The 19605-nt window shown below is 55.0% G+C and carries 15 protein-coding genes and 1 pseudogene; 5 read left to right on the forward strand and 11 right to left on the reverse strand.

The annotated features are described in order from the left end of the window. Nucleotides 1-48 precede the first annotated feature (48 nt). Nucleotides 49-5058 carry a rhamnogalacturonan lyase family protein gene (locus tag KI367_RS27430; RefSeq protein ID WP_281422483.1) on the forward strand — a complete coding sequence of 1670 codons (5010 nt, stop codon included), beginning with the start codon at nt 49-51 and terminating at the stop codon, nt 5056-5058. A gap of 94 nt (nt 5059-5152) precedes the next feature. On the opposite strand, the gene KI367_RS03780 is transcribed toward KI367_RS27430, so the two are convergent. The 5 genes from KI367_RS03780 to dapA form a co-directional block, all read right to left on the reverse strand. Then, complete coding sequence (locus tag KI367_RS03780) at nt 5153-5623, reverse strand: DinB family protein (protein WP_212947687.1); 471 nt, start codon at nt 5621-5623, stop codon at nt 5153-5155. 272 nt (nt 5624-5895) lie between these two features. Beyond that, entirely contained in the window at nt 5896-6717 is an 822-nt protein-coding gene (locus tag KI367_RS03785) for a phosphoenolpyruvate hydrolase family protein (protein ID WP_212947689.1), read from the reverse strand. Nucleotides 6718-6763: 46 nt separating this feature from the next. Further along, the gene (locus KI367_RS03790; RefSeq protein WP_212947691.1) at nt 6764-7966 is read right to left on the reverse strand and encodes a Tm-1-like ATP-binding domain-containing protein; all 1203 of its coding nucleotides are present in this window, start codon (nt 7964-7966) and stop codon (nt 6764-6766) included. Nucleotides 7967-8100: 134 nt separating this feature from the next. Then, nucleotides 8101-9291, reverse strand: coding sequence for a phosphoenolpyruvate hydrolase family protein (locus KI367_RS03795; RefSeq protein ID WP_212947693.1), 1191 nt, complete (start codon nt 9289-9291; stop codon nt 8101-8103). An 85-nt stretch (nt 9292-9376) separates the two neighbouring features. Further along, on the reverse strand, nt 9377-10261 hold the full coding sequence (dapA, locus tag KI367_RS03800) for a 4-hydroxy-tetrahydrodipicolinate synthase (RefSeq protein ID WP_212947695.1): 885 nt from the start codon (nt 10259-10261) through the stop codon (nt 9377-9379). Nucleotides 10262-10372: 111 nt separating this feature from the next. On the opposite strand from dapA, the gene KI367_RS03805 reads away from it, so the two are divergent. Continuing rightward, nucleotides 10373-11251, forward strand: coding sequence for a LysR family transcriptional regulator (locus tag KI367_RS03805; protein ID WP_212947697.1), 879 nt, complete (start codon nt 10373-10375; stop codon nt 11249-11251). Between the two features lie 53 nt (nt 11252-11304). On the opposite strand, the gene KI367_RS03810 is transcribed toward KI367_RS03805, so the two are convergent. The 3 genes from KI367_RS03810 to KI367_RS03820 form a co-directional block, all read right to left on the reverse strand. Further along, complete coding sequence (locus KI367_RS03810) at nt 11305-12483, reverse strand: MFS transporter (protein WP_212947699.1); 1179 nt, start codon at nt 12481-12483, stop codon at nt 11305-11307. A gap of 234 nt (nt 12484-12717) precedes the next feature. Beyond that, on the reverse strand, nt 12718-13305 hold the full coding sequence (locus KI367_RS03815) for a TetR/AcrR family transcriptional regulator (RefSeq protein ID WP_036714095.1): 588 nt from the start codon (nt 13303-13305) through the stop codon (nt 12718-12720). A 160-nt stretch (nt 13306-13465) separates the two neighbouring features. After that, nucleotides 13466-14224 (reverse strand): SDR family NAD(P)-dependent oxidoreductase, encoded by a 759-nt coding sequence (locus KI367_RS03820; RefSeq protein WP_212947701.1) that lies wholly within the window; start codon nt 14222-14224, stop codon nt 13466-13468. A gap of 225 nt (nt 14225-14449) precedes the next feature. Between KI367_RS03820 and KI367_RS03825 the strand changes: the two genes are divergently transcribed. Next, complete coding sequence (locus KI367_RS03825) at nt 14450-15112, forward strand: TetR/AcrR family transcriptional regulator (RefSeq protein WP_246536610.1); 663 nt, start codon at nt 14450-14452, stop codon at nt 15110-15112. Nucleotides 15113-15270: 158 nt separating this feature from the next. Here the strand turns inward: KI367_RS03825 and KI367_RS03830 are convergent, their stop codons facing one another. Then, a complete protein-coding gene (locus KI367_RS03830; RefSeq protein ID WP_036714101.1) occupies nt 15271-15486 on the reverse strand; it encodes a hypothetical protein in 216 nt (71 codons plus the stop codon). A 236-nt stretch (nt 15487-15722) separates the two neighbouring features. Here KI367_RS03830 and KI367_RS03835 point away from each other — a divergent pair, with 236 nt between their 5' ends. After that, nucleotides 15723-16118 carry a VOC family protein gene (locus KI367_RS03835; RefSeq protein WP_212947704.1) on the forward strand — a complete coding sequence of 132 codons (396 nt, stop codon included), beginning with the start codon at nt 15723-15725 and terminating at the stop codon, nt 16116-16118. 156 nt (nt 16119-16274) lie between these two features. Here KI367_RS03835 and KI367_RS03840 read toward each other — a convergent pair. Next, nucleotides 16275-16712 (reverse strand): annotated as a pseudogene (locus tag KI367_RS03840) (right-handed parallel beta-helix repeat-containing protein); the annotation flags it as partial. A gap of 183 nt (nt 16713-16895) precedes the next feature. Further along, nucleotides 16896-18254, reverse strand: coding sequence for an amino acid permease (locus KI367_RS03845; RefSeq protein WP_156124703.1), 1359 nt, complete (start codon nt 18252-18254; stop codon nt 16896-16898). Nucleotides 18255-18466: 212 nt separating this feature from the next. Here KI367_RS03845 and KI367_RS03850 point away from each other — a divergent pair, with 212 nt between their 5' ends. Further along, on the forward strand, nt 18467-19588 hold the full coding sequence (locus tag KI367_RS03850) for a VanZ family protein (RefSeq protein ID WP_036714727.1): 1122 nt from the start codon (nt 18467-18469) through the stop codon (nt 19586-19588). The last annotated feature ends 17 nt before the right edge of the window (nt 19589-19605 follow it).

Here is a 19605-nt window from a genome sequence, read left to right on the forward strand (position 1 = left end):
ATATCGTGCTGTCGCAAACTCTAGTAAGAAAGAGGGTATGACCGTAATATGCGAACTTTGTTTTTCAAGCGTCCTTTTTTGACGCTCCTAAGCACCGCCTTGATCCTCGCCCCTATGCTTCCTTCGGGCACCGGGCGCGCCCATGCGGAAGAACCAAGCCCGCAGCACGTGCCGGAAGCGACCGTCACTAATTCCGTCTACGGTCCCTCCTCCCCTCCCCCGCTTGCCGGCGATGGCGAGTGGCGCTTTGACTTCGGTCCCGGGGCTGTCGCGGACGGATACATACCAGTTCAGGCATCCACGGCTTACTCCGCGGAGCTCAAATACGGCTTTGCAGAACCGGCCAAAGTTTCCGGCGCCGACAGGGGAACCCCGGATCCGGTCCGATCCGATTTTGCGATGCCGCAGGACACGTCGTTTCTCGTGGATTTGCCGAGCGGCGATTATACGGTGTCGCTGATCGCCGGGGACGAAGTTGAATCGACGGATATTGCAATCAAGGCCGAACTCATGCAAAAAGTGCAGCAGACCACGAAGCCTGCCGGCCAATATTTGGAAATGAATTTCGAGATCGCGCTTGTGGACGGCCGGTTGAATCTGGAGTTTTCGGGGTCAGCCCCGAAAATCAACGCCCTCGTGATCCGCAAGTTGCCCGACCGGCAGCCGGACGGCGTGCCGACCGCATACATCGCCAGCGACTCCACGGCTCAAACCTATGATCCGTATTGGGATCCTCAAGCGGGATGGGGGCAAATGATCGACCGATATTTCACGGGGGATGTCCGCTTTGATAACCGGGCCATCGGCGGCCGCAGCTCCAAAACGTTTATTACGGAGGGGCGGCTTGACGACATTTTGCGGAGCATCGTCCCCGGAGACTATTTGCTGATCCAATTCGGGCACAACGACGCGACGATCAGCCGCCCGGACCGTTACGCGTCTCCGGAGGATTACAAGGGGTATTTAAAAACCTACGTGCTTGGCACGAGGGAACGCGGCGCAACGCCGATCCTGATCACGCCGGTCGGCCGCAGGGATTTTAACGCCGATACGGGCAAATTCAACGTCAGCTTTCCGGAATACGTGCAGGCGATGAAGGAAGTCGCGCAAGAGCTCGACGTCAAGCTGGTCGATCTCAGCTCGCTCAGCGTCGCCTATTACGATTCCATCGGTCCGGAAGCCGCCAAATCGGTGTTCCTGTTCGCCGAACCGGGCGTGTACCAGGCGTTCCCGAACGGCGTGACGGACAATACCCATTTTCAGAAATACGGTGCCATCCAAATCGCCCGGCTTGTTGCAGCGGGCGTGAAGGAGCTGGGTTTGCCTCTGTCCGGGTACGTCAAAGAGACCGACATGCCGGAAACCGTTCCCGCCAAACCGGAAGGGCTGACGGCTGGGAGCATCAGCAATGCCGGGGCCGTGCTCAAATGGAATCCGGTGGACGCGGCGGAAATGTATAAAGTCTACCGCAAACTCGCATCCGAGCCGGAAACGTCCTACGCCATGATCGGCACGACGACGGTTCCGACGATGACGATCGGAGGCATGGCGGAAGGCGCGGCATACACCATCCGCGTAACGGCCGTCAACGGACGCGGCGAATCACCGGCCTCGGACGAAGTGCGGATCGGGACGAAATCGGCCGAATACCGGTTTGATTTCGGACCTGTCGGCTCCCCGGTCGCCGAAGGTTATACCGAGGTCAACCGCAACGTTTTGTATACTCCGGAACGCGGATACGGATTGACTTCAAGCGCCGGCATGGCCGACCGCGACCGCGGCAGCGTGACGGATGCCCTCCGGAGGGATTTTGTCATTTATTTCGGCGGCAGCTACGAATTCAAAGTCGATCTCCCGAACGGCTCCTACGCCGTCAAAACCTATACCGGGGATTGGATCGGGTCAACGAAAACGAACGTGAACATCGAGGGCAAAGACTACGGTACGGTCTCCTCCGGGAAAGAAAACATCGCCGAAAAAGTGTTTAACCAAATCGCGGTGACCGACGGCCAGATGAATCTCGTTTTCAGCGGCCAAACCGCCCATTTGAACGGGCTGGAGATTACCCCGATCCTGCTTGCGCCCGCGTCGTTGAAGGCCGACGAAGTCGATCTGGCAAACGATCCGGTGAAGGTAAAGCTGTCTTGGCAGGCCTCGGAAGATGCAGCCAAATACCGCATTTACCGGCAGACGGAGGGTTCCGCGTCTCCCGCGCTGATCGGCGAAACGTCTGATACGGCTTTTGCCGACGCGACGGCCGATGTCGGGCAAACGTATGTTTACACAGTCACTTCCGTTGACGGCGCGGGCTTCGAATCCGTTCCGTCCGCCACGCTAAAGGTCGCGACGATCGACCCGGACGTGCCGACGGCAGCCCCGCCGAAAGGGCTGAAAGTCGAAGCCATTCATAAAAACGACGTCACGCTTGTCTGGACGAAAGTAGACGGCGCCCGGTTGTACAACGTGTACCGTGCCGACAAAGCCGACGGCGCATACGCTTTTGTCGGCCAGACCAAAACGAACGCCTACACGGACGCAACCGTGCTGACCACCATTCCTTATTATTATCAGGTGGCGTCGGTCAACGCGGGCGGCATCTCGCCGATGTCGGAACCGTTGAAGACCGAAGCGGTCACGACGCTCCATCGGGATATGGAATATCTGGACCGCGCCCCCGTTGCCGTGCGCACCGGCAAGGGCAACTACATCGGCTGGCGGATGCTTGGGCTGGATCCGGACGGCATCGCCTTTAACGTCTACCGGGACGGCGTGAAGCTGAACAAACAGCCGATCAAAGACCGCACGAATATGATCGATGCCAAAGGCAAAGCGGACTCGGTTTACAAGCTGACGACGGTCATCCAAGGCAAGGAACAGGCTGCAAGTGCCGAATTCGGCGTATGGCAGCAGCAATACCTTTCGGTTCCGCTGCAAAAGCCGGCCGACGCTTATACGAAAGACGGCCAGCCGTACACGTATGCGGCCGGCGACGCTAGCGTCGGCGACCTCGACGGGGACGGCGCCTACGAAATCGTAATGTTATGGTCGCCGTCCAATGCGAAGGACAATTCGCAGAGCGGTTATACCGGCATCGTTTACATGGACGCCTATAAACTGGACGGCACGCGGCTGTGGAGAATCAATCTCGGGCCGAACATCCGCGCGGGAGCGCATTATTCCCCGTTTCTCGTCTATGATCTGGACGGCGACGGGAAAGCCGAAGTGGCGCTGAAAACCGCCGACGGCACGGTGGACGGCCAAGGCACGGTCATCGGAGATCCGAAAGCGGATCACCGGAACAGCTCCGGATACGTGCTGCTCGGCGACGAATTTTTGACGGTGTTTGACGGGCCGACGGGCAAAGCGCTTTCGACGATCCCGTACGATCCGCCCCGGGGAGACGTCGGGTCTTGGGGCGACGGATACGGAAACCGCGTCGACCGCTTCTTGGCCGGCGTCGCCTATTTGGACGGCGAGCATCCGAGCGTCATTTTCAGCCGCGGTTATTATACGCGCACCGTCCTGGCCGCCTACCGCTTCCAGAACGGCAATCTGACGCAGCAATGGCGGTTCGACACCAACGACAAAGGCAACGAAAGCTATGTCGGGCAAGGCAATCATAATCTGTCGATCGGAGACGTCGATCAAGACGGCAAGGATGAGGTGCTCTTCGGCGCCCTTGCAATCGACGATAACGGGAAACCGTTGTACAGCACCCGGCTGGGACACGGCGATGCGATGCATTTCGGCGATCTCGATCCGGAACGTCCGGGACTTGAGGTGTTTGGCGTACATGAACATAAGGACTCGAAATACGGGTTGGAAATGCATGATGCCGCTACCGGGGAAATCCTTTGGGGCGTGTATACCGGCCTGGACACGGGCCGGGGTCTGACGGCGGATATCGATCCCCGTTATCCGGGCGAGGAAGCTTGGGCTTCCACCATCACGAATGAACAGCATGTTCCGATTTCGGGGCTCTACAGCGCCAAAGGAGAACTCATCGGCGAAACCCTTCCTTCTTCCGCGAATTTCGCGATCTGGTGGGACGGCGACCTGCTGCGCGAACTGCTGAACCACGATTGGAAAAGCGAGCTTGGCGCCGGTCCGGGAACGATCGACAAATGGGATTACGAGAACAAAAAAACGGTCAATCTCCTGACGGCGGAAGGCACGCTCTCCAACAATTTCACGAAAGGCAATCCGATGATCCAGGCCGACCTGTTCGGCGATTGGCGCGAAGAAGCCGTTTGGCGCTCCGCCGACAGCACCGAGCTGCGGATTTACACGACGGTCGATCCGACGGAACACCGTCTGCGCACGTTGATGCACGATCCGGTGTACCGGCTTGGCGTGGCCTGGCAGAACGTCGGCTACAACCAGCCGCCCCATCCAAGCTTTTACCTCGGAGCGGGCATGAAGGAGCCTGCGGCGCCGCTGATTCGCTACGTCGGCGGGCCGGAAGATCCTGCGAAGGCGGAAGGCCTGCCCGGCAAGCCGGTCCTGTCCGACGATAACGGTTATGATACCGGCCTTCTGGACGGCGACTACACGATCACCATGAACATGTGGTGGGGGAATAACGGTACGGAATATAAGCTGTACGAAAACGGAAAGCTGATCGATACGCAGAGGCTGACGGACGACTCCCCTGCCGCCCAGACGGCGGCAACGCCGATTTCGGGGCGGGCGGACGGCATCTATCAATATACCTGCGAGCTCGCGAACGCTTTCGGAACGACCGCTTGCGAACCGCATACGGTTACCGTCAAGCACGCCGCTCCCGGCAAACCGGTCCTGTCGGATGACAACTGGGATGGCGACGGGAACTACCAGGTCACGATGAATCTGTGGTGGGGCACCAACGGAAACGTTTATCGGCTATACGAAAACGGCGTTCTCATCGACACGCAGACGCTGACTGCCGCAACGCCGCGGGCGCAAACGGCCGCCACCAAGGTGGAAGGCCGAACCCCGGGCGTGTACAAATACCAGGTTGAGCTGGAGAACGGCAGCGGGGTTACCAAAAGCGACATTCTAAAAGTGACCGTCAAATAGGATGGTGAAGCGGTTTTTCATAAAACAAGAGACTTCGATCAAAAAACAGGGCTGCAGCCGGATTTCCGGCTGCAGCCTCTCTCTTTAAAATCATTTATTGTTTTTTTGGAGGTTGTTTCATCATAAATGGCAGATTTTCAACTCCAACCATTCTTGCATACGTAAACAATTGGCCTTTATGGTGGATTTCGTGGTCCTTTGCTGAAGCCAACCATAATCTGCCCGTACCTATAAAGCCGTTAAACTCAATTTCTTTTTCCAACTGTTCATCGTTAATCGAATTCAAATTTTCACGTGTCTCCTCCGTCAATTGCCGGACGACATTTCCGATTTCCTCCATCGTTTCGCATGGATTTATTTTTGCCGGAGGTGTAAACATGCCGTTTTTTACCGTTTTTACGAACATATCCGTTGATGTGACGATATGGGTTATTAAAGTTCCCATTGGCATTGCATTCTCCCAAGGTTTAAATCCGATGTGTTCATCGGGAATCAATGCAACCATGTCCTGCAGCACCAATCGATGCCGGAGCCATTCCTGAATATACTCCTCTACCTTTTTCACGATCCATTCGCCTCCTACATTTTAGTTGTTGCATCATGGTCATTGTATTGATCATATTCGACGTTACGCTCCCATAATCCTGTCCGTCTGCAATGCGGCGACAAACCAAAATCATGCGCGCAAGATCTTTGCAGGCATTTCTTTTTTTACGCAGTGTGAAATAAAAAAAGCCTCGGCCATTCCATGCCTCAAGGATCGATTCCTTTTAGCATGGTAACGGCAAGGCTAAATCTGATGTATTTTTCTGTGAGGGATTCAGTCCGAGCGTTCTATTACAAAATGTTCTTAAACGCTTCGGTTTGCTGCTTGATGCCCACCTCTGTCGCAAAACGTTCGATGCTGGAAGCTCCGAAAAATCCTTCGACGCCTTTCGTTCTGGACAGTACGTATTCCGCATCTTCCGGTTCGGCAATCGGTCCGCCATGGCACAGAACCATGATGTCCGGATTAACCGCTTTGCCCGCGTCGCAAATCGCCTGGATTTTTTCTACGCAATCGTCCAAAGTAAGCGCCGTTTTTGCGCCGATGGTTCCTTTGGTCGTCAATCCCATATGCGCAACCAAAATATCGGCCCCGGCTTCGGCCATTTTTTTCGCTTGTTCCTCGTCAAACACGTATGGCGTAGTCAGCAGATCAAGCTCATGCGCTTTGCGGATCATGTCGACCTCCAGGTCATACCCCATACCCGTTTCCTCAAGATTCGCCCGGAACACGCCGTCGATCAAGCCTACCGTCGGGAAGTTTTGGACGCCTGCAAAACCTTGCTCCTTCAGCTGTTTCAAGAAAATATCCATGATCCGGAACGGATCGGTCCCGCAGACGCCGGCCAGCACCGGCGTTTCTTTGACGACCGGCAGCACTTCGTTCCCCATGTCCACGACGATTTGGTTCGCATCCCCGTACGCCATCAGTCCGGCAAGCGACCCCCGTCCCGCCATCCGGTACCGGCCGGAGTTATAAATGATAATGAGATCCACGCCGCCGGCTTCGGCGCTTTTGGCCGAAATGCCCGTTCCCGCTCCTGCGCCCAGCAGCACGTTGCCTGCAGCAACCTCCGCTTTTAATTTTTTCAAAATTTCAGTTCTGGTTTTCATCGTATGTTTCCTCCTCCATATCGCGTTTGTTTGAGGTTGTCTCCAGTTAGCTTTTTTTCATCAGTTCGATCAATTTTTTCGCCGCCGCCACGGCAAAAGCTTTGTCGTTGATGTCGGAGTCGAGCTCGATCAATTCCACCGTATGGCGGTCAATCCGTTGTCTTAACGTGTTGAACAGCATTTCGTCTTCTTTCGTTCCATGGAACGGCTGGCCTTCCACGTCAAGCATGGACACGCCCTTCAGCGGAAGCATGAGCGCCGTCGGCCCCTGCGCCCGGTTTAGTTTATCCGCGATCACTTCGCCAAGCTTCCGGTTTTCCTCTACGGTCGTCCGCATTAACGTGACCGACGGATTATGTTTGTACAAATTGCGGTTTTTGAACGCAGCCGGCACGGTATCGTAAGGCCCGAAATTGACCATGTCGAGAGCACCCGTCGATACGACCTGAGGCACCTTGCAACGGCCTGCCGCCTCAAGGCGATGCGGTCCGGCGGCAAGCACCCCGCCGACAAGCTCGTCGCACCATTCGGTCGTGGTCAGATCCAGGACGCCGTCGACGAAGCCGCCTTCGATCAGGCTTTCCATCGTTTTACCGCCGGTGCCTGTCGCGTGGAATACAAGCACCTCGAAGCCCTGCTGCTCCAAATATTCCCTGGCATAGTTCACGCACGGAGTCGTCACCCCGAACATCGTCGCGGCGACCAGCTGCTTCTTATCCGGCGGCGGAGCCGATTCGAACTGCACCATGCCTGCGATGGCATGCGCCGCGTTCGTAAAGATCGTGGTCGAAAAAGAGTTCAGCCCGGATACGTCCACGATCGACGGGAACATAACAATGTCGCTGGTGCCCACATACGGTTCGGTCTGGCCGGACGCGACGGTCGAAACCATCAGCTTCGGAACGCCGATCGGCAAACCTCGCATGCCTGCGGTAACGATGGACGTGCCGCCGAATGACAGGATGCCGTCGAATTTCCCTTCCGCGTACAGTTTCGGAACGATCCGTTCCATTCCCCTGGCGAGCGCTTCCGTTCCTGCGGACCGGTCCTTCCTTGCGGCAATTTCCCGGATGTCCCCTCCTGCCGCCTGCGCCACTTCGTTGTTCGACACGTCGGGCGTAAACATGGGCTCGAATACGCCGCAGTGGATCGTAAACGTTTTTAAGCCAAGGTTTTCAATGACCGATTTCACGTACAAAAACTCTTCGCCCTTGGAATCGAACGTTCCGGCAATCGCAATCGTTTTCATGAAAACAACCTCCTTCACTTGAGCCTCGTGCGGCCTCCCGGATCGGGCTGCCGTTCATCCCGTTACAAGTTAAGGATACAGCGCTTTCATCAAAAAAGGATCGTATTCATGTACGATCTTTATGTATATTTGTCTTATGTTTGTCGGCGGTAGGCTTGCGGGGTCATGCCCGTATATTTTTTGAACGTTTTGCTGAAATGGACGTAGTCCGGATAACCGACCGTTTCGGCGATCCGCGCCAGCGGCAGCCTGGTGTGCTTGATCACTTCCTGCGCTTTATGGATGCGGTATTTCGCGATGTATTCCGGAAAGCTGCAGCCGACCTCTTTGTTGAACAAAGCGCTCAAATGGGTCCGCGATACGTGAATCCGTTCCGCCAGTTCGGTGAGCGAAACATTGTGCATGTAATGCTCAGCGACGTATTCTTTGACAAAAGCGACATAATCGTACGGTTCGTTCGCATGCGACAGCCGGTCCATCAGCTGCTTGTCCTGCTCCAGATGCCCGGTCAGCTTAAAACGGTGCGTCGTTTCCACGATCGCCTCTTCCGTCGGAATCCGCTCGAAGCTGGACCCGCCGACATACCCCATCGCCGACGTATTGTCGTACATATATTGCACATCGATGGGAGCATGCACAGGGCCGCCGTAGACAAGCTTGACCGGCTGCTTGCCCGAAGCGTCGCAAACGGCGAAAATTTGCCGGGCGAGCTCCGCCCCTTTTTCCAGGGACAGCACTCTTTTCGTGCCCATCCTCCCGCCTCCGGTGACGCCCAAATGAGCGCAGATGCAATCGGCGCCCGCCTTCAGCATCAGCGATGCCTGCTCCGCGTCAAAAACGAAAGCCATCGTAAAAAGCCCCAGCTCGTGCGCCAGCCTGACGGCTTCCACCTCCTGCAGATACGTCATGCCCTCTTCCTCCAGCGCTTCTCGGAACTTCCCGTCGATCAATCCCACGGTCGGGTAGTTGATGATGCCCGCAAAGCCGCTTTCCCGAATCCGTTTCAAAAAAGCTTCCGGTTCCATCGTCGGGTCCGTCGCGCACAGGCCGAAAATGACCGGCGTTTCTCCCACCACGGATAAAATTTCCCGCGACCCGAATTCCATGACCATGTCATTGCTGTTTGCGAATGGCAAAAAGCCGGCGACGGAGCCGAGCCCCATCTGTCTGAAACGCCCCGAATTCAGCGCCAAAATGAGATCCGCTCCGCCTTTGACGGCGTATTTGGCCGAGATGCCGGCCCCTGCCGCCACGCCGATGATATGCTCATCCGCCTGGATTTGCTTGTATAACCGCTGCAATATTTCCTCTCTTTGTGCCGCCAATTCCAAATCCCCTTCGTTCGCATCGCCCGCCGGCCTTGTTTTTTCCTGCGGTGTCTTATCTATATATTATAAGGGAATGTTCGGATTATAGGTAATGCAGCCATGGCTCAAGTTCTTTTTTCAGCTGCTCGGAAATCGGCATCAGCGGCAGCCGGAGGCGATCCGTGGCGATTTGGCCCAAGCTCGCCAACAACCACTTAAGCGGAGCGGGGTTCGGTTCCCGGAAAAGGCCTTGGACCAATGGAATCAGGGCGTCGAAGGTTTGTTTGGCCGCAAGGATCTCCCCCTTTTGCACCAGGTTATATACATCGATGAAACGCTGCGTGTTTACGTTCGCGGAGGCCAATATTCCCCCGACTGCCCCGAGTGCCAGTTTGGCGACATAATGCAGGTCGTCCCCGCAAAGGACCGGGCCGGCGTTATGCCTCGTCAGTTCCCCGATCAGCTCCAGGCTGTCGGAACTGTCCTTGATGCCGATGACCCCGTCCAATTCCATGATGGCCCTGGCCGTATCCATGCTGAGGCGGATCCCCGTACGGGAAGGAATTTCGTAGGCAATGACCGGCACCCCGACCCGGGCCACGGTCCGAAAATGCTCCAGGATCCCTTGCTGCGACGGTTTGCTGTAGTAAGGAACGACAACGAGAACCGCATCGGCTCCCATGTTCGCCGCGCTTTCGGTTCGTTCGACGGTCGATGCCGTATCGTTGGTTCCGGTTCCGATGACGACGGGCACCGCCCTTTTTTTATTTTTCAAAAGAGACTGCGTCGCTTCCGCCAGCTGCCGCACCTCTTCCCACCGGACGGTCGGGGCTTCCCCCGTCGTTCCGTTCACGATCAGACCCGCAATATCCTGCTCTGCCAGCTGCCCGGCATAGTTTTGGTAAGAAGCCAAATCAAGCTCGCCGCCTTTCGTAAACGGCGTAACGACGGGCACGAAAACGCCCCGCAAATCTTCTCTTTTCAACATTGGGATGACCTCCTATCGGTTTGTGCCTTCAATTTACCATAGGAAATGCCATCGGTGTTATCTATAATAATCGATGAGCATGATCAATATTATTGATGGAGTTGAAACTGGATGGATCTCACTTACCTGAACACGTTTCGCGAGGTCGCCCTCCGCCAAAGCTTTACCCGGGCGGCCGAGGAGCTTGGATACGCGCAGTCCAGCGTCACCACGCAGATCCAAAAACTGGAGAAAGCCTACGGCGTCCAGCTGTTCGAGCGGTTCGGCAAAGGTTTGCGCCTGACTTCCGCGGGGGAAGAACTGCTCCGGTTCACGGTCCAAATGCTGGACCTCCACCAGCAGTCCAAGGAAAGGCTTGGCAGGCAAAGCGGGGGCACGCTTTCGATCGGCACCATCGATTCGCTGGCCGCTTATTTCCTTCCCCCTTTCCTGCAGGAAATCCGGGAGCGCTACGAAGGGCTGTCCGTCCGGCTGCAGACCGGTCGCGAGACGCATATTCTCAAGCAAGTCAAAGAAGGCGAACTGGATCTCGGCCTGATCCTGGACGGCGAGCCTTCCGATCCGTCATTGGCATGGCAAACGATCCGCGACGAACCCCTCGTGCTGCTGGCAAGCCCGGAGCATCCCCTTTGCAGGATGAAGAAAATCGAGTTGGAGCATGTGGCGGGCGCCGAGTGGATCATGCCCGAAGAGAGCTGCAATTACCGGATCATGCTCGAAAACATTTTAAAGAAAAACGGCATCCCTTATGCGATCGGCCTTGAACTCGGCAATCCCGAGGCCATCAAACGGTGCGTGATGAGCGGCTCAGGCATATCGCTCCTGCCGCGGATGGCTGCCGCAGCCGAAATCGGCCGCGGGGAACTGGTCAGCCTCCCGTTTGCGCATCCCGATCTCCGGTTAACTTTGCTGCTGGCCTTGCATCCCAAAAAGTGGATTTCGACCCCGCTTCGCGGTTTCATCGAACGGATCGGGAGTGCGGTCAATTAAAAACAGGCCGGGGTTTTCATGCCCGGCCTGCCGATTTTGATTCCATGGATGCCTTATGCGCAGGTTTGCCCGCTTTTTTGCATCCGGGTGTTCGGTTCGCGTTCCTTCAAGAGATACGGCACAAGGGACAAGAGGCCGAGAATCCCCAATACGACCCCTACCCAGAGCGGAGAAGACAGGCCGAAACCTTGGTCAATGGCGAGTCCGCCGAACGTCGATCCGACCACGATGCCGAAGTTGACGATGGAAACGTGGACCGTGCTCACCAAGGAGCCGCTGTTGGACGTCCGCGATACCCGCGTCACCATGGCAGGGTTCATGGGCACTCCGGCAAGGCCGATGACGATCACGGCTGCCATCGCGACGACCGGATTGCCCGCAAACAAGCCGAAGATGATCAGCGCCGCGGCAAGGACCGTAAGTCCGATCGTCAGGATCGGCATCATGAAGCGGTCAGCCAGCCGCCCCGTGATCAGGTTGCCGACCACCGTCGCCACGCCGTAAATGCCGAGAAGAAGCGGAACGAGCTTCGCGTCGAAACCGGTCACGTCGGTCAGGATCGGCGAAAAATAACTGAATGCGGCAAAAGTGGCGCCGATAATCAGCATGCTCGTCAAATAAGCGGCCCACAGGTGCCGGTTTTTAAAGGCGGCCATCTCGCCGCGGAGGCTCACCGACCCGACCGCAGGCGATGCCGGAATGAGACGCTGCGCCATGATACCGGACAGCAATACGAGTATGGCGACGGCCCAGAAGCTGGAGCGCCAGCCGAAATATTGATCGAACAGCATCGCGATCGGCAGGCCCACGGCCGTGGCGACCATCAATCCGCCGAGCACGATCGAAGCCGCGCGGCCGCTGGATTCCGGCCGGACAAGCGTCAAAGCAATTTCGATGGCAACCCCGAAGCAGGCCGAAGAGGCAATGCCCGTGATGATCCTTGCCGCCATCATCAGCTCATAGTTCGGAGCCAATGCGCCCAAGGTCTGGCCGGCAAGAAAAATGAACGCCAAGCTCATGAAGGCGGTTTTTCGCGGAAGCTTGAGAAGCCCGATCGTCAGCAGCGGTCCCCCGACGATCATCCCGGCGGCATAAGCGGAAATCAGATAACCGATCGCCGCGATCGATACCCCGAAATCCGAAGCAAGCGAGGGCATAATCCCCGCGACCATAAATTCGGACGTCGTCATGGAAAAAATCATCAGTCCCAGTACGTAAATAGCCAGTGGCATAAACATCACTCCCGGATTTTCAATATTGTAATGAACAGTACAAAATTAAGGTTAAAAAAGCATCCCTTCGTTCAAAAGGGATGTTCTGCAAAATCAGAAGACGATTTTGTACAACCCAGTACAAAATTAATCAAAAAAAGATTCCTCGGGAAGCACCCTATCCGTCTCTTGCCCGATCCATCGCAGCCGAGGCCGGCGTTCGCGCTTCCCAAACCCGGAAAGCGCATGCCGTGCCTAATCTAGCGACGATAACGTTCCTTCAATGATGCGTTCCGCCAAGCTTCGGTTCAACGTCGCGGGATAGATGACGCCGAGACCGTATAGGCTGCTGAGAAACATGTCAGCCAGTTCGGAAGCCTTGCGGTCCTGCGTAATTTCCCCCGCCTCCTGACCTTGGATGATCGCTTTTTCGATCGCGTGTTCCAGCAGGTCGACGTGTTCTTTGAAAATGCGTTCGACGGCCGGATCGGTTTTGGCCCGCTCCGCAGCGGCATTAATCAAAAGGCATCCCCTGTTGTTCGCCCTGGAATCCCCCCGAATTTGCCACTCCAATAATGCCCTCAAGCGATCTTTTACCGGAACCTCCCTCTCCAGAATTTCCATCTGCTCCTGGATTCCCAGCTCATGATATCTCCGAAGGGCCTGTTCATACAGCTCGTGTTTGCTGCCGAATGCATTGTACAGGCTTCCCCGGCCGAGGCCGGTTTTATTGCACAGCGCTTCGGTCGAGCATGATTCATAGCCGTTGTCCCAGAACACTTCCATCGCGGCGTCGATCACGGCGTTATCCTTAAACTCGCGCGGTCTTCCGCTTTTGCTCATCTGGCCTAAACTCCTTTCGGAAAATAATGGTGGTATTAGCATACTTATTTTGTACTGATCTGTCAAATATTATTTGGGCATCCCTCCGGTTTGATTACGCCCCCAAACGCAAAACAGGCCCGTGCGAACATCCTCGCACAGGCCCTCAAAACGGTTGTTATTACAGCGTCAATCCGCCATCGACCGGAACGATCGAGCCGGTCATGTAGCTGTTTTTCGGCGAAGCGAGGAACGTAACCACTTCCGCCAGCTCCTCCGGATTGGCGTAACGTCCGATGCGCATGTTCGGCAGTTCCTCAGGAACGTATCCGGATTCCTGCATCATGGACGGAACGGCTTGGGTCAAGGACGTATCCACGCTGCCGGGGCAAATCGCGTTTACGCGGATTCCTTTTTTCACGTATTCAAGCGCCGCGGATTTCGTAAGCGCAACGACGGCATGCTTGCTTGCCGAATATACCGCAAGACTGTGCTCGCTCCGCAGTCCCGCGGTCGAAGCGGTGTTGATGATGACGCCGTGTCCCTGCTTTTCCATCACTTTCAGCATATATTTCATGCCGAGGAAAACCCCTTTGACATTGACGGAGAAAATCCGGTCAAACTCGGAGTCCTCGATATCCGCAAACATGGAGAATTTTTGCAGGACGCCGGCATTGTTAAAAAAGACGTCGACGCGTCCGTAGGTCTCCACGGCTTTGTTCACATAGTTTTGGACGTCCTCGCTGTTTGCGACGTTAGCCTGCACGAAGATGCCTTCTCCGCCTTGCTCTTTCACGAGCTTCAACGTTTCTTCGCCCGTTTGCCGGTTAAAGTCGACGAGCACGACCTTGGCGCCGCCTGCGGCGAATTTCAAACTTGTCGCGCGGCCTATTCCGCTTCCCGCACCGGTAATGACAACAACTTGATGGTTTTCAGACATAAGGATTGACTCCTTTAGGATTTAGAATAAAATCAGCTAATGATAGTTAAAATATCTGTGTGATAGTGCAACTATCATTACACCGATCATTATACGCCTGCCGCAGGCGAATGACAACCGTTTCATCCTGCAGGCGGCGCGGACTTTCCCCGCTTTATCCGGTTGACAGCCCTCCGGCCATTTGTTATGATCACGAAACAAAAAAACGAACCGTTTGGAAGGAACGTGGACAATTTGAATTCAAAAACCAGATGGGACCGGGAACGTACGGAAGCCAAGCAGCAGCGGGTAGCGCTCATGCTGGAAGCAGCCCAAAAGGTGTTCAACCGGAAAGGCCTCGACAAAGCGACGATGCAGGATGTCGCAACGGAAGCCCATATGGGGGTCGCGACGGTGTTCCGTCATTTTCCGAAAAAAGACAAACTGATCGTCGCAGTTGCAATCAAAATCATCGAATCGCAGACCGAAACGTTCGAGGAAATCCTCCGCCGGCCCGGCACTTGCTATGAGCGCCTGGAGCAAATGCTCGACGTATTCATCGGGTTTATCGGCGAAGAACATAGCGAAAACACCAAATTGATCGAAGCGTTCGAAAGCTACGCCGCCCAATCCCGCGAGCCGCTCGAGGATTTGCCTGCGTACCATGCCGCCGTCGGCCGCATTCAAACGTCGTTGTCCCAAATTTTAAAGGACGGCATCAACGACGGTTCCCTCCGGGCAGACGTGCCTTTGGAGGAGACGATTGCGACCGTTACGAACGCGTTTGGCCAGTTTGCCAAAAAATTGTCGCTGCAGAGCAGCATTCCGATGCTCGAATCGAATATCGAACCGGTAAAGCAGCTCGAAATCCTGAAAGCCATGATTCTCGATTATTTAAAAGCGACTTGAACGCAACGCGTTGCGATAAAATAAAAAAAGAGCCTCAGACTTCGTCTGAAGCTCTTTTTTGCCGTTTTCCCCCGTAGACCGGGCCGAAAAACATAAAACGCACGGAAACGAATCGCGTGAGCGCCCTTTCCATGCGTTTCCATGCTTTTGCTTTCGGTTCATGATTTGCGGATCTCAAAAAATTGGCATTCCCCGCGGGAATGGTATGTCAGGTCGCTGACATCCGACTGGGTAATGACGGTGCTTTCGGTAAATCGGATGATATACGTCAAGGAGTCGATCAAATGGTCGTCGCGGAATACGCGGATCGGCAGCCTTTGTTCTTCGGCCTCCCGAAAATCCGCTTCCGTCAACAGCTCGCGGACTGTCGCCATAACACGGCAGCCTCCTTTGTTTTTATGTTTTGGATCAAGGCATCCGGGTTTCAGTGAGTTATCGATCCTGCAGGGGCTGCTGTTCTATCGCTCGAATGTCCCGCTTTGGCGGCAGCTTGTCCCTCCGGGGTCCAATCCGGTAGAATGTAGCCTAAAAGAATATCAGTCCAGCTTGCCCGGCAATGCCAGGATCGTCTCGTAAGTGATTGTAACATACTTTAAAGGAGCGAAAAACGATGGAACCGAAAGTAACGCCGTTTTTAATGTTTGAAGGGCAGGCCGAAGAGGCGATGAATTTTTACGTCTCGGTATTCAGCCCGGCCGAAATCCTGCGCGTAACGCGTTACGGGCCCAACGAATCGGGGACGGAAGGGTCGGTCATGCAGGCGGCCTTTTCCGTTAAAGGACAAACCATCCTGTGCATCGACAGCAGCGTCCATCACGCCTTTACGTTTACGCCCGCGATTTCGCTGTTCGTCGACTGCGAGTCCGAAGAGGAAATCGACGAAACCTTCGCCAAGCTATCCGAAGGCGGTGCCGTCCTGATGCCGCTTGCGGCCTATCCGTTTGCCAAAAAATCCGCTTGGGTTCAGGACCGTTTCGGGGTTTCTTGGCAATTGAGCTTAAATTAAGGGGACTTCGCGCGCGGAAGCTTGCAGCCCGGAAAAAGAAACGGTTGACCGTTCACCAACGGCCAACCGTTTTTTGCAATCCCGGCATGGAATCGCTTTCAGATATCCGGGCTCAAACCGGCCATGCGAAAAGTCGGGCCCGTTTAATCCCCTCTTTCATCGGGCTCCGATGTTGGTTCCTGCCGGACTTCCGGAGCCGATCAGGTCGCTCCCCGGAGCAAGCTTCAAGAAATAGCCCAGGTTAGGCGAGCCGTCGGCGTTTCGGATGACCGAAGGCGTGAGCGACGCGAAATCGGCCGGGCCGGCTGCCAGTCCTTTGCCGTTCACGGAGGCGTTGTTTTTCCACCATACGTTGGTGTTTTCCACATCCGTTCCGCTTGTTTTGTCGCTCGACCCTCCTGCAAACGAGAGATTGTTCGTGAATCGATGCGTTCCGGGGTCAAAGGCAAAATTGCTTTGCCCGTTGTTCCAGGAAGTGTTGTTGGTCAGCGTTATGGAACCGGGATTGCTGTTGTAGGTGAAGCCGTGCTTTTTATTTTGGAAGGCGATGCTGTTTTTGACGATGTGATCCACCTTGATTTTTTCGCCGCCCAGCGGATTACATATTTAACTTTAATCCCACATAGGAATTACAGATATAATCATTTTTTCATTTTCTTAGTATTTTTTGATTCCCAGCCTGATCGCCAAGATGGAAGACATCGCATTCCAACGAAAAAAAGACCGGCCGTTTCCTCTCCAAGGAACGGTCGGTCTTGCTTGTGTTGTCCGGGTTGCCTAGTTCGCTTTCCCGCCTGGCCGTTTTCCGCGAAACTTGGCAAAGGACCAAACGATCAGCAGCAGCAGAACGGCAAGACAAATCCCGATGCTTAAACGGTTTTGCCGGTCCACCACAAAAAATACGGCGATGACCGCCAAACATAACGCGGCGATTCCGGTAACATACGGGTATCCCCACACCTTAAACGACGGTTTCACCGGATACCTTTTGCGCAGCTTCATTTGCGACAGCGCAATGCAAATCCATACCAGCAATACGACGAATCCCGGCACGGCCATGAGCACCCTGAACAGCTGATCCTGCGCGAAAAAGCCAAGCATGGCGCCCGCAAGCAGGATGACCGCGCATAACAGCAGCGTGTTGACCGGACTTCCCTTGCGGTTCGTTTTGGACAACGCCTTCGGCGCCTCCCCGGCCGCAGCCATCGAATACAGCATCCGCGACGCGCCGTAAATGCCGGAGTTCGCAGCCGACAGCACCGCCGTAACCAGAATGAAATTCATAATGTGAGCTGCGCCCGCAAGCCCCGTCGCCGACAGCACCTGCACGAACGGACTGCTTTCCTGCCCGACCTCGTGCCACGGAATCAAGCCGCAAATGACGAGGATCGGCAGCGTAAAAAACAAAATGATCCTTAAAATGAAATTGCCGACGACCTTGGGCAATATGCGCTCGGCATTTTCCGTCTCGGTGAGCGTCAAGCCGATCAGCTCGGAGCCGCCGTAGGAGAACATGACGACCAGCATCGCCGAAAAAACGGATGTCCAGCCCCCGGGGAAAAAGCCGCCGGCACCGGCAAAATTGCTCAGATACGGCGTATTGCCGCTTGGAATGATCCCGAAAATGAGGCAAGTGCCCAGGACGATAAATACGATGATCATGGCGATTTTGATGCCCGCCAGCCAAAATTCGAATTCCCCGAGCGTCCCTACGCTCAGCAAATTGATCAGGATGATCAATGCCGCGGAAGCCAGGCTCAGCACCCATAACGGCACCCCCGGCAGCCAATACTGCAAGAAACTGCCCGCGGCAATGATTTCGATGACGCATACCGAAAGCCACATAAAGCAGTACATCCATCCCAAAATGAAGGACACCTTTTCGCCGAATGCTTCCCTCACGAAATCCTTCATATTCCTGCCCTTGTATACCGTGGCCATTTCGGCCATCGCCGCCATCACAACCAGCAGCAGCAGCCCCGCAAACACGTACGTGACGATGACGCCCGGTCCCGCAAGCCCGACCGTTTCCGCGCTGCCTTTAAAAATGCCTGTTCCGATGACGCCGCCCATAGCCATAAAACTGATATGTCTAGGCTTTAGTTTTTTCTGCAACGATCCTTCTGGTTGTCCCATCCATATCCTCCTGATGCACTCATACATGAATGACGATGAATTTAATTAAACGTATAGTCCAGTATAAACGATTTTGCGTTTTTGTGAACAATATTTAAGACGGCAATAGGAAAATTTAAACTTAATTTAATCGAGAATAAGGCTCGATTATGTTATGATCATTACCGGCTGTCTTTCCACGGCGGCCTTGATTAAACATTGGCGGTGATCGTGTGCTTCATTCCTATCTGTTTCCCATTTCTTACGCCTTTATGTCTTTTCCGTTTGCGGCGTTGTTGTTCACGCTTCCGTTCCTGATCGTGCAATACCGCAAATACGGTTATATCAATAAAGTACGGGCGTTTGTATTGTACCTGTTTTTGCTTTACTTAATGAATGCGTTGTATCTTGTGATCCTTCCGCTGCCGTCGTCGCGGCATAACGCCGCGCTGGCGTCCGGGGCCATGCAGCTGGTGCCGCTGAACTTCATTTTCGATATTCTAAAAGAGACGTCGGTCGTCGGATCGGCTCCGTCCACTTACTGGCATTTGCTGAAGGAACGGGCGTTTCTCCAGGTCATCTTCAACATCATTCTGACGGTGCCTTTCGGGATGGTGCTCCGTTATTACTTCCGTACGGGCTGGATCCGGTCCATCCTGTTTTCGTTCCTGCTCTCCCTCTTTTTCGAGGTGACCCAGCTGACGGGCATTTACGGAATATATGACCATGCATACCGCGTATTCGACGTCGATGATCTCATCATGAACACCCTTGGCGGCATTTGCGGGTATGTGGCGGCCGAATGGTTGTCCGGGCTCCTGCCAAGGATCGAAAAACTCGATGAAAACGTGGATTTGTCCGCCAAAAGAGTCACATACACCCGCCGGGCCGTCGCGTTTTTGATCGATTCGGTCATCTGGCCGATATTGATGGCGATCTGTTTCATTCTTCATGTCAAAGCCGCGTTTTGGGTGGCCACGGGGATTTATTTCATTTTGATTCCGTGGCTGACGCATGGCGTGACTCCGGGAAAATGGCTGGTCCGCATCAAGCTGACGAACATGGGAGAACCCATTACGCTCGCGGCGCTCCTCAAACGTTACGGTCTGCTTTACTGGGTATTTTTCGGGCTTAACCGCCTGTTGGCGGGATCGCTCGACAACGTGCCGGACGTCGGCCGGCTCATCCTCGGCATGGTCGTCTTCGTCATGGACGCCTGGTTTTTTATCCACGTCCTCATCCGCCTGTTTCGAAAAGATCCCCAGCTTTTTTACGAGAAACTCAGCAAGACGAAACATGTCATCCTGTGGAACCAACCTGCGGTAACGGTCAAAGAAGAAAAAGAGCCCGATTAACGGGCTCTTTTTCCGTA

The organism is Paenibacillus cookii (assembly GCF_018333375.1).
GTDB classification, from domain to species: domain Bacteria; phylum Bacillota; class Bacilli; order Paenibacillales; family Paenibacillaceae; genus Paenibacillus_AQ; species Paenibacillus_AQ cookii.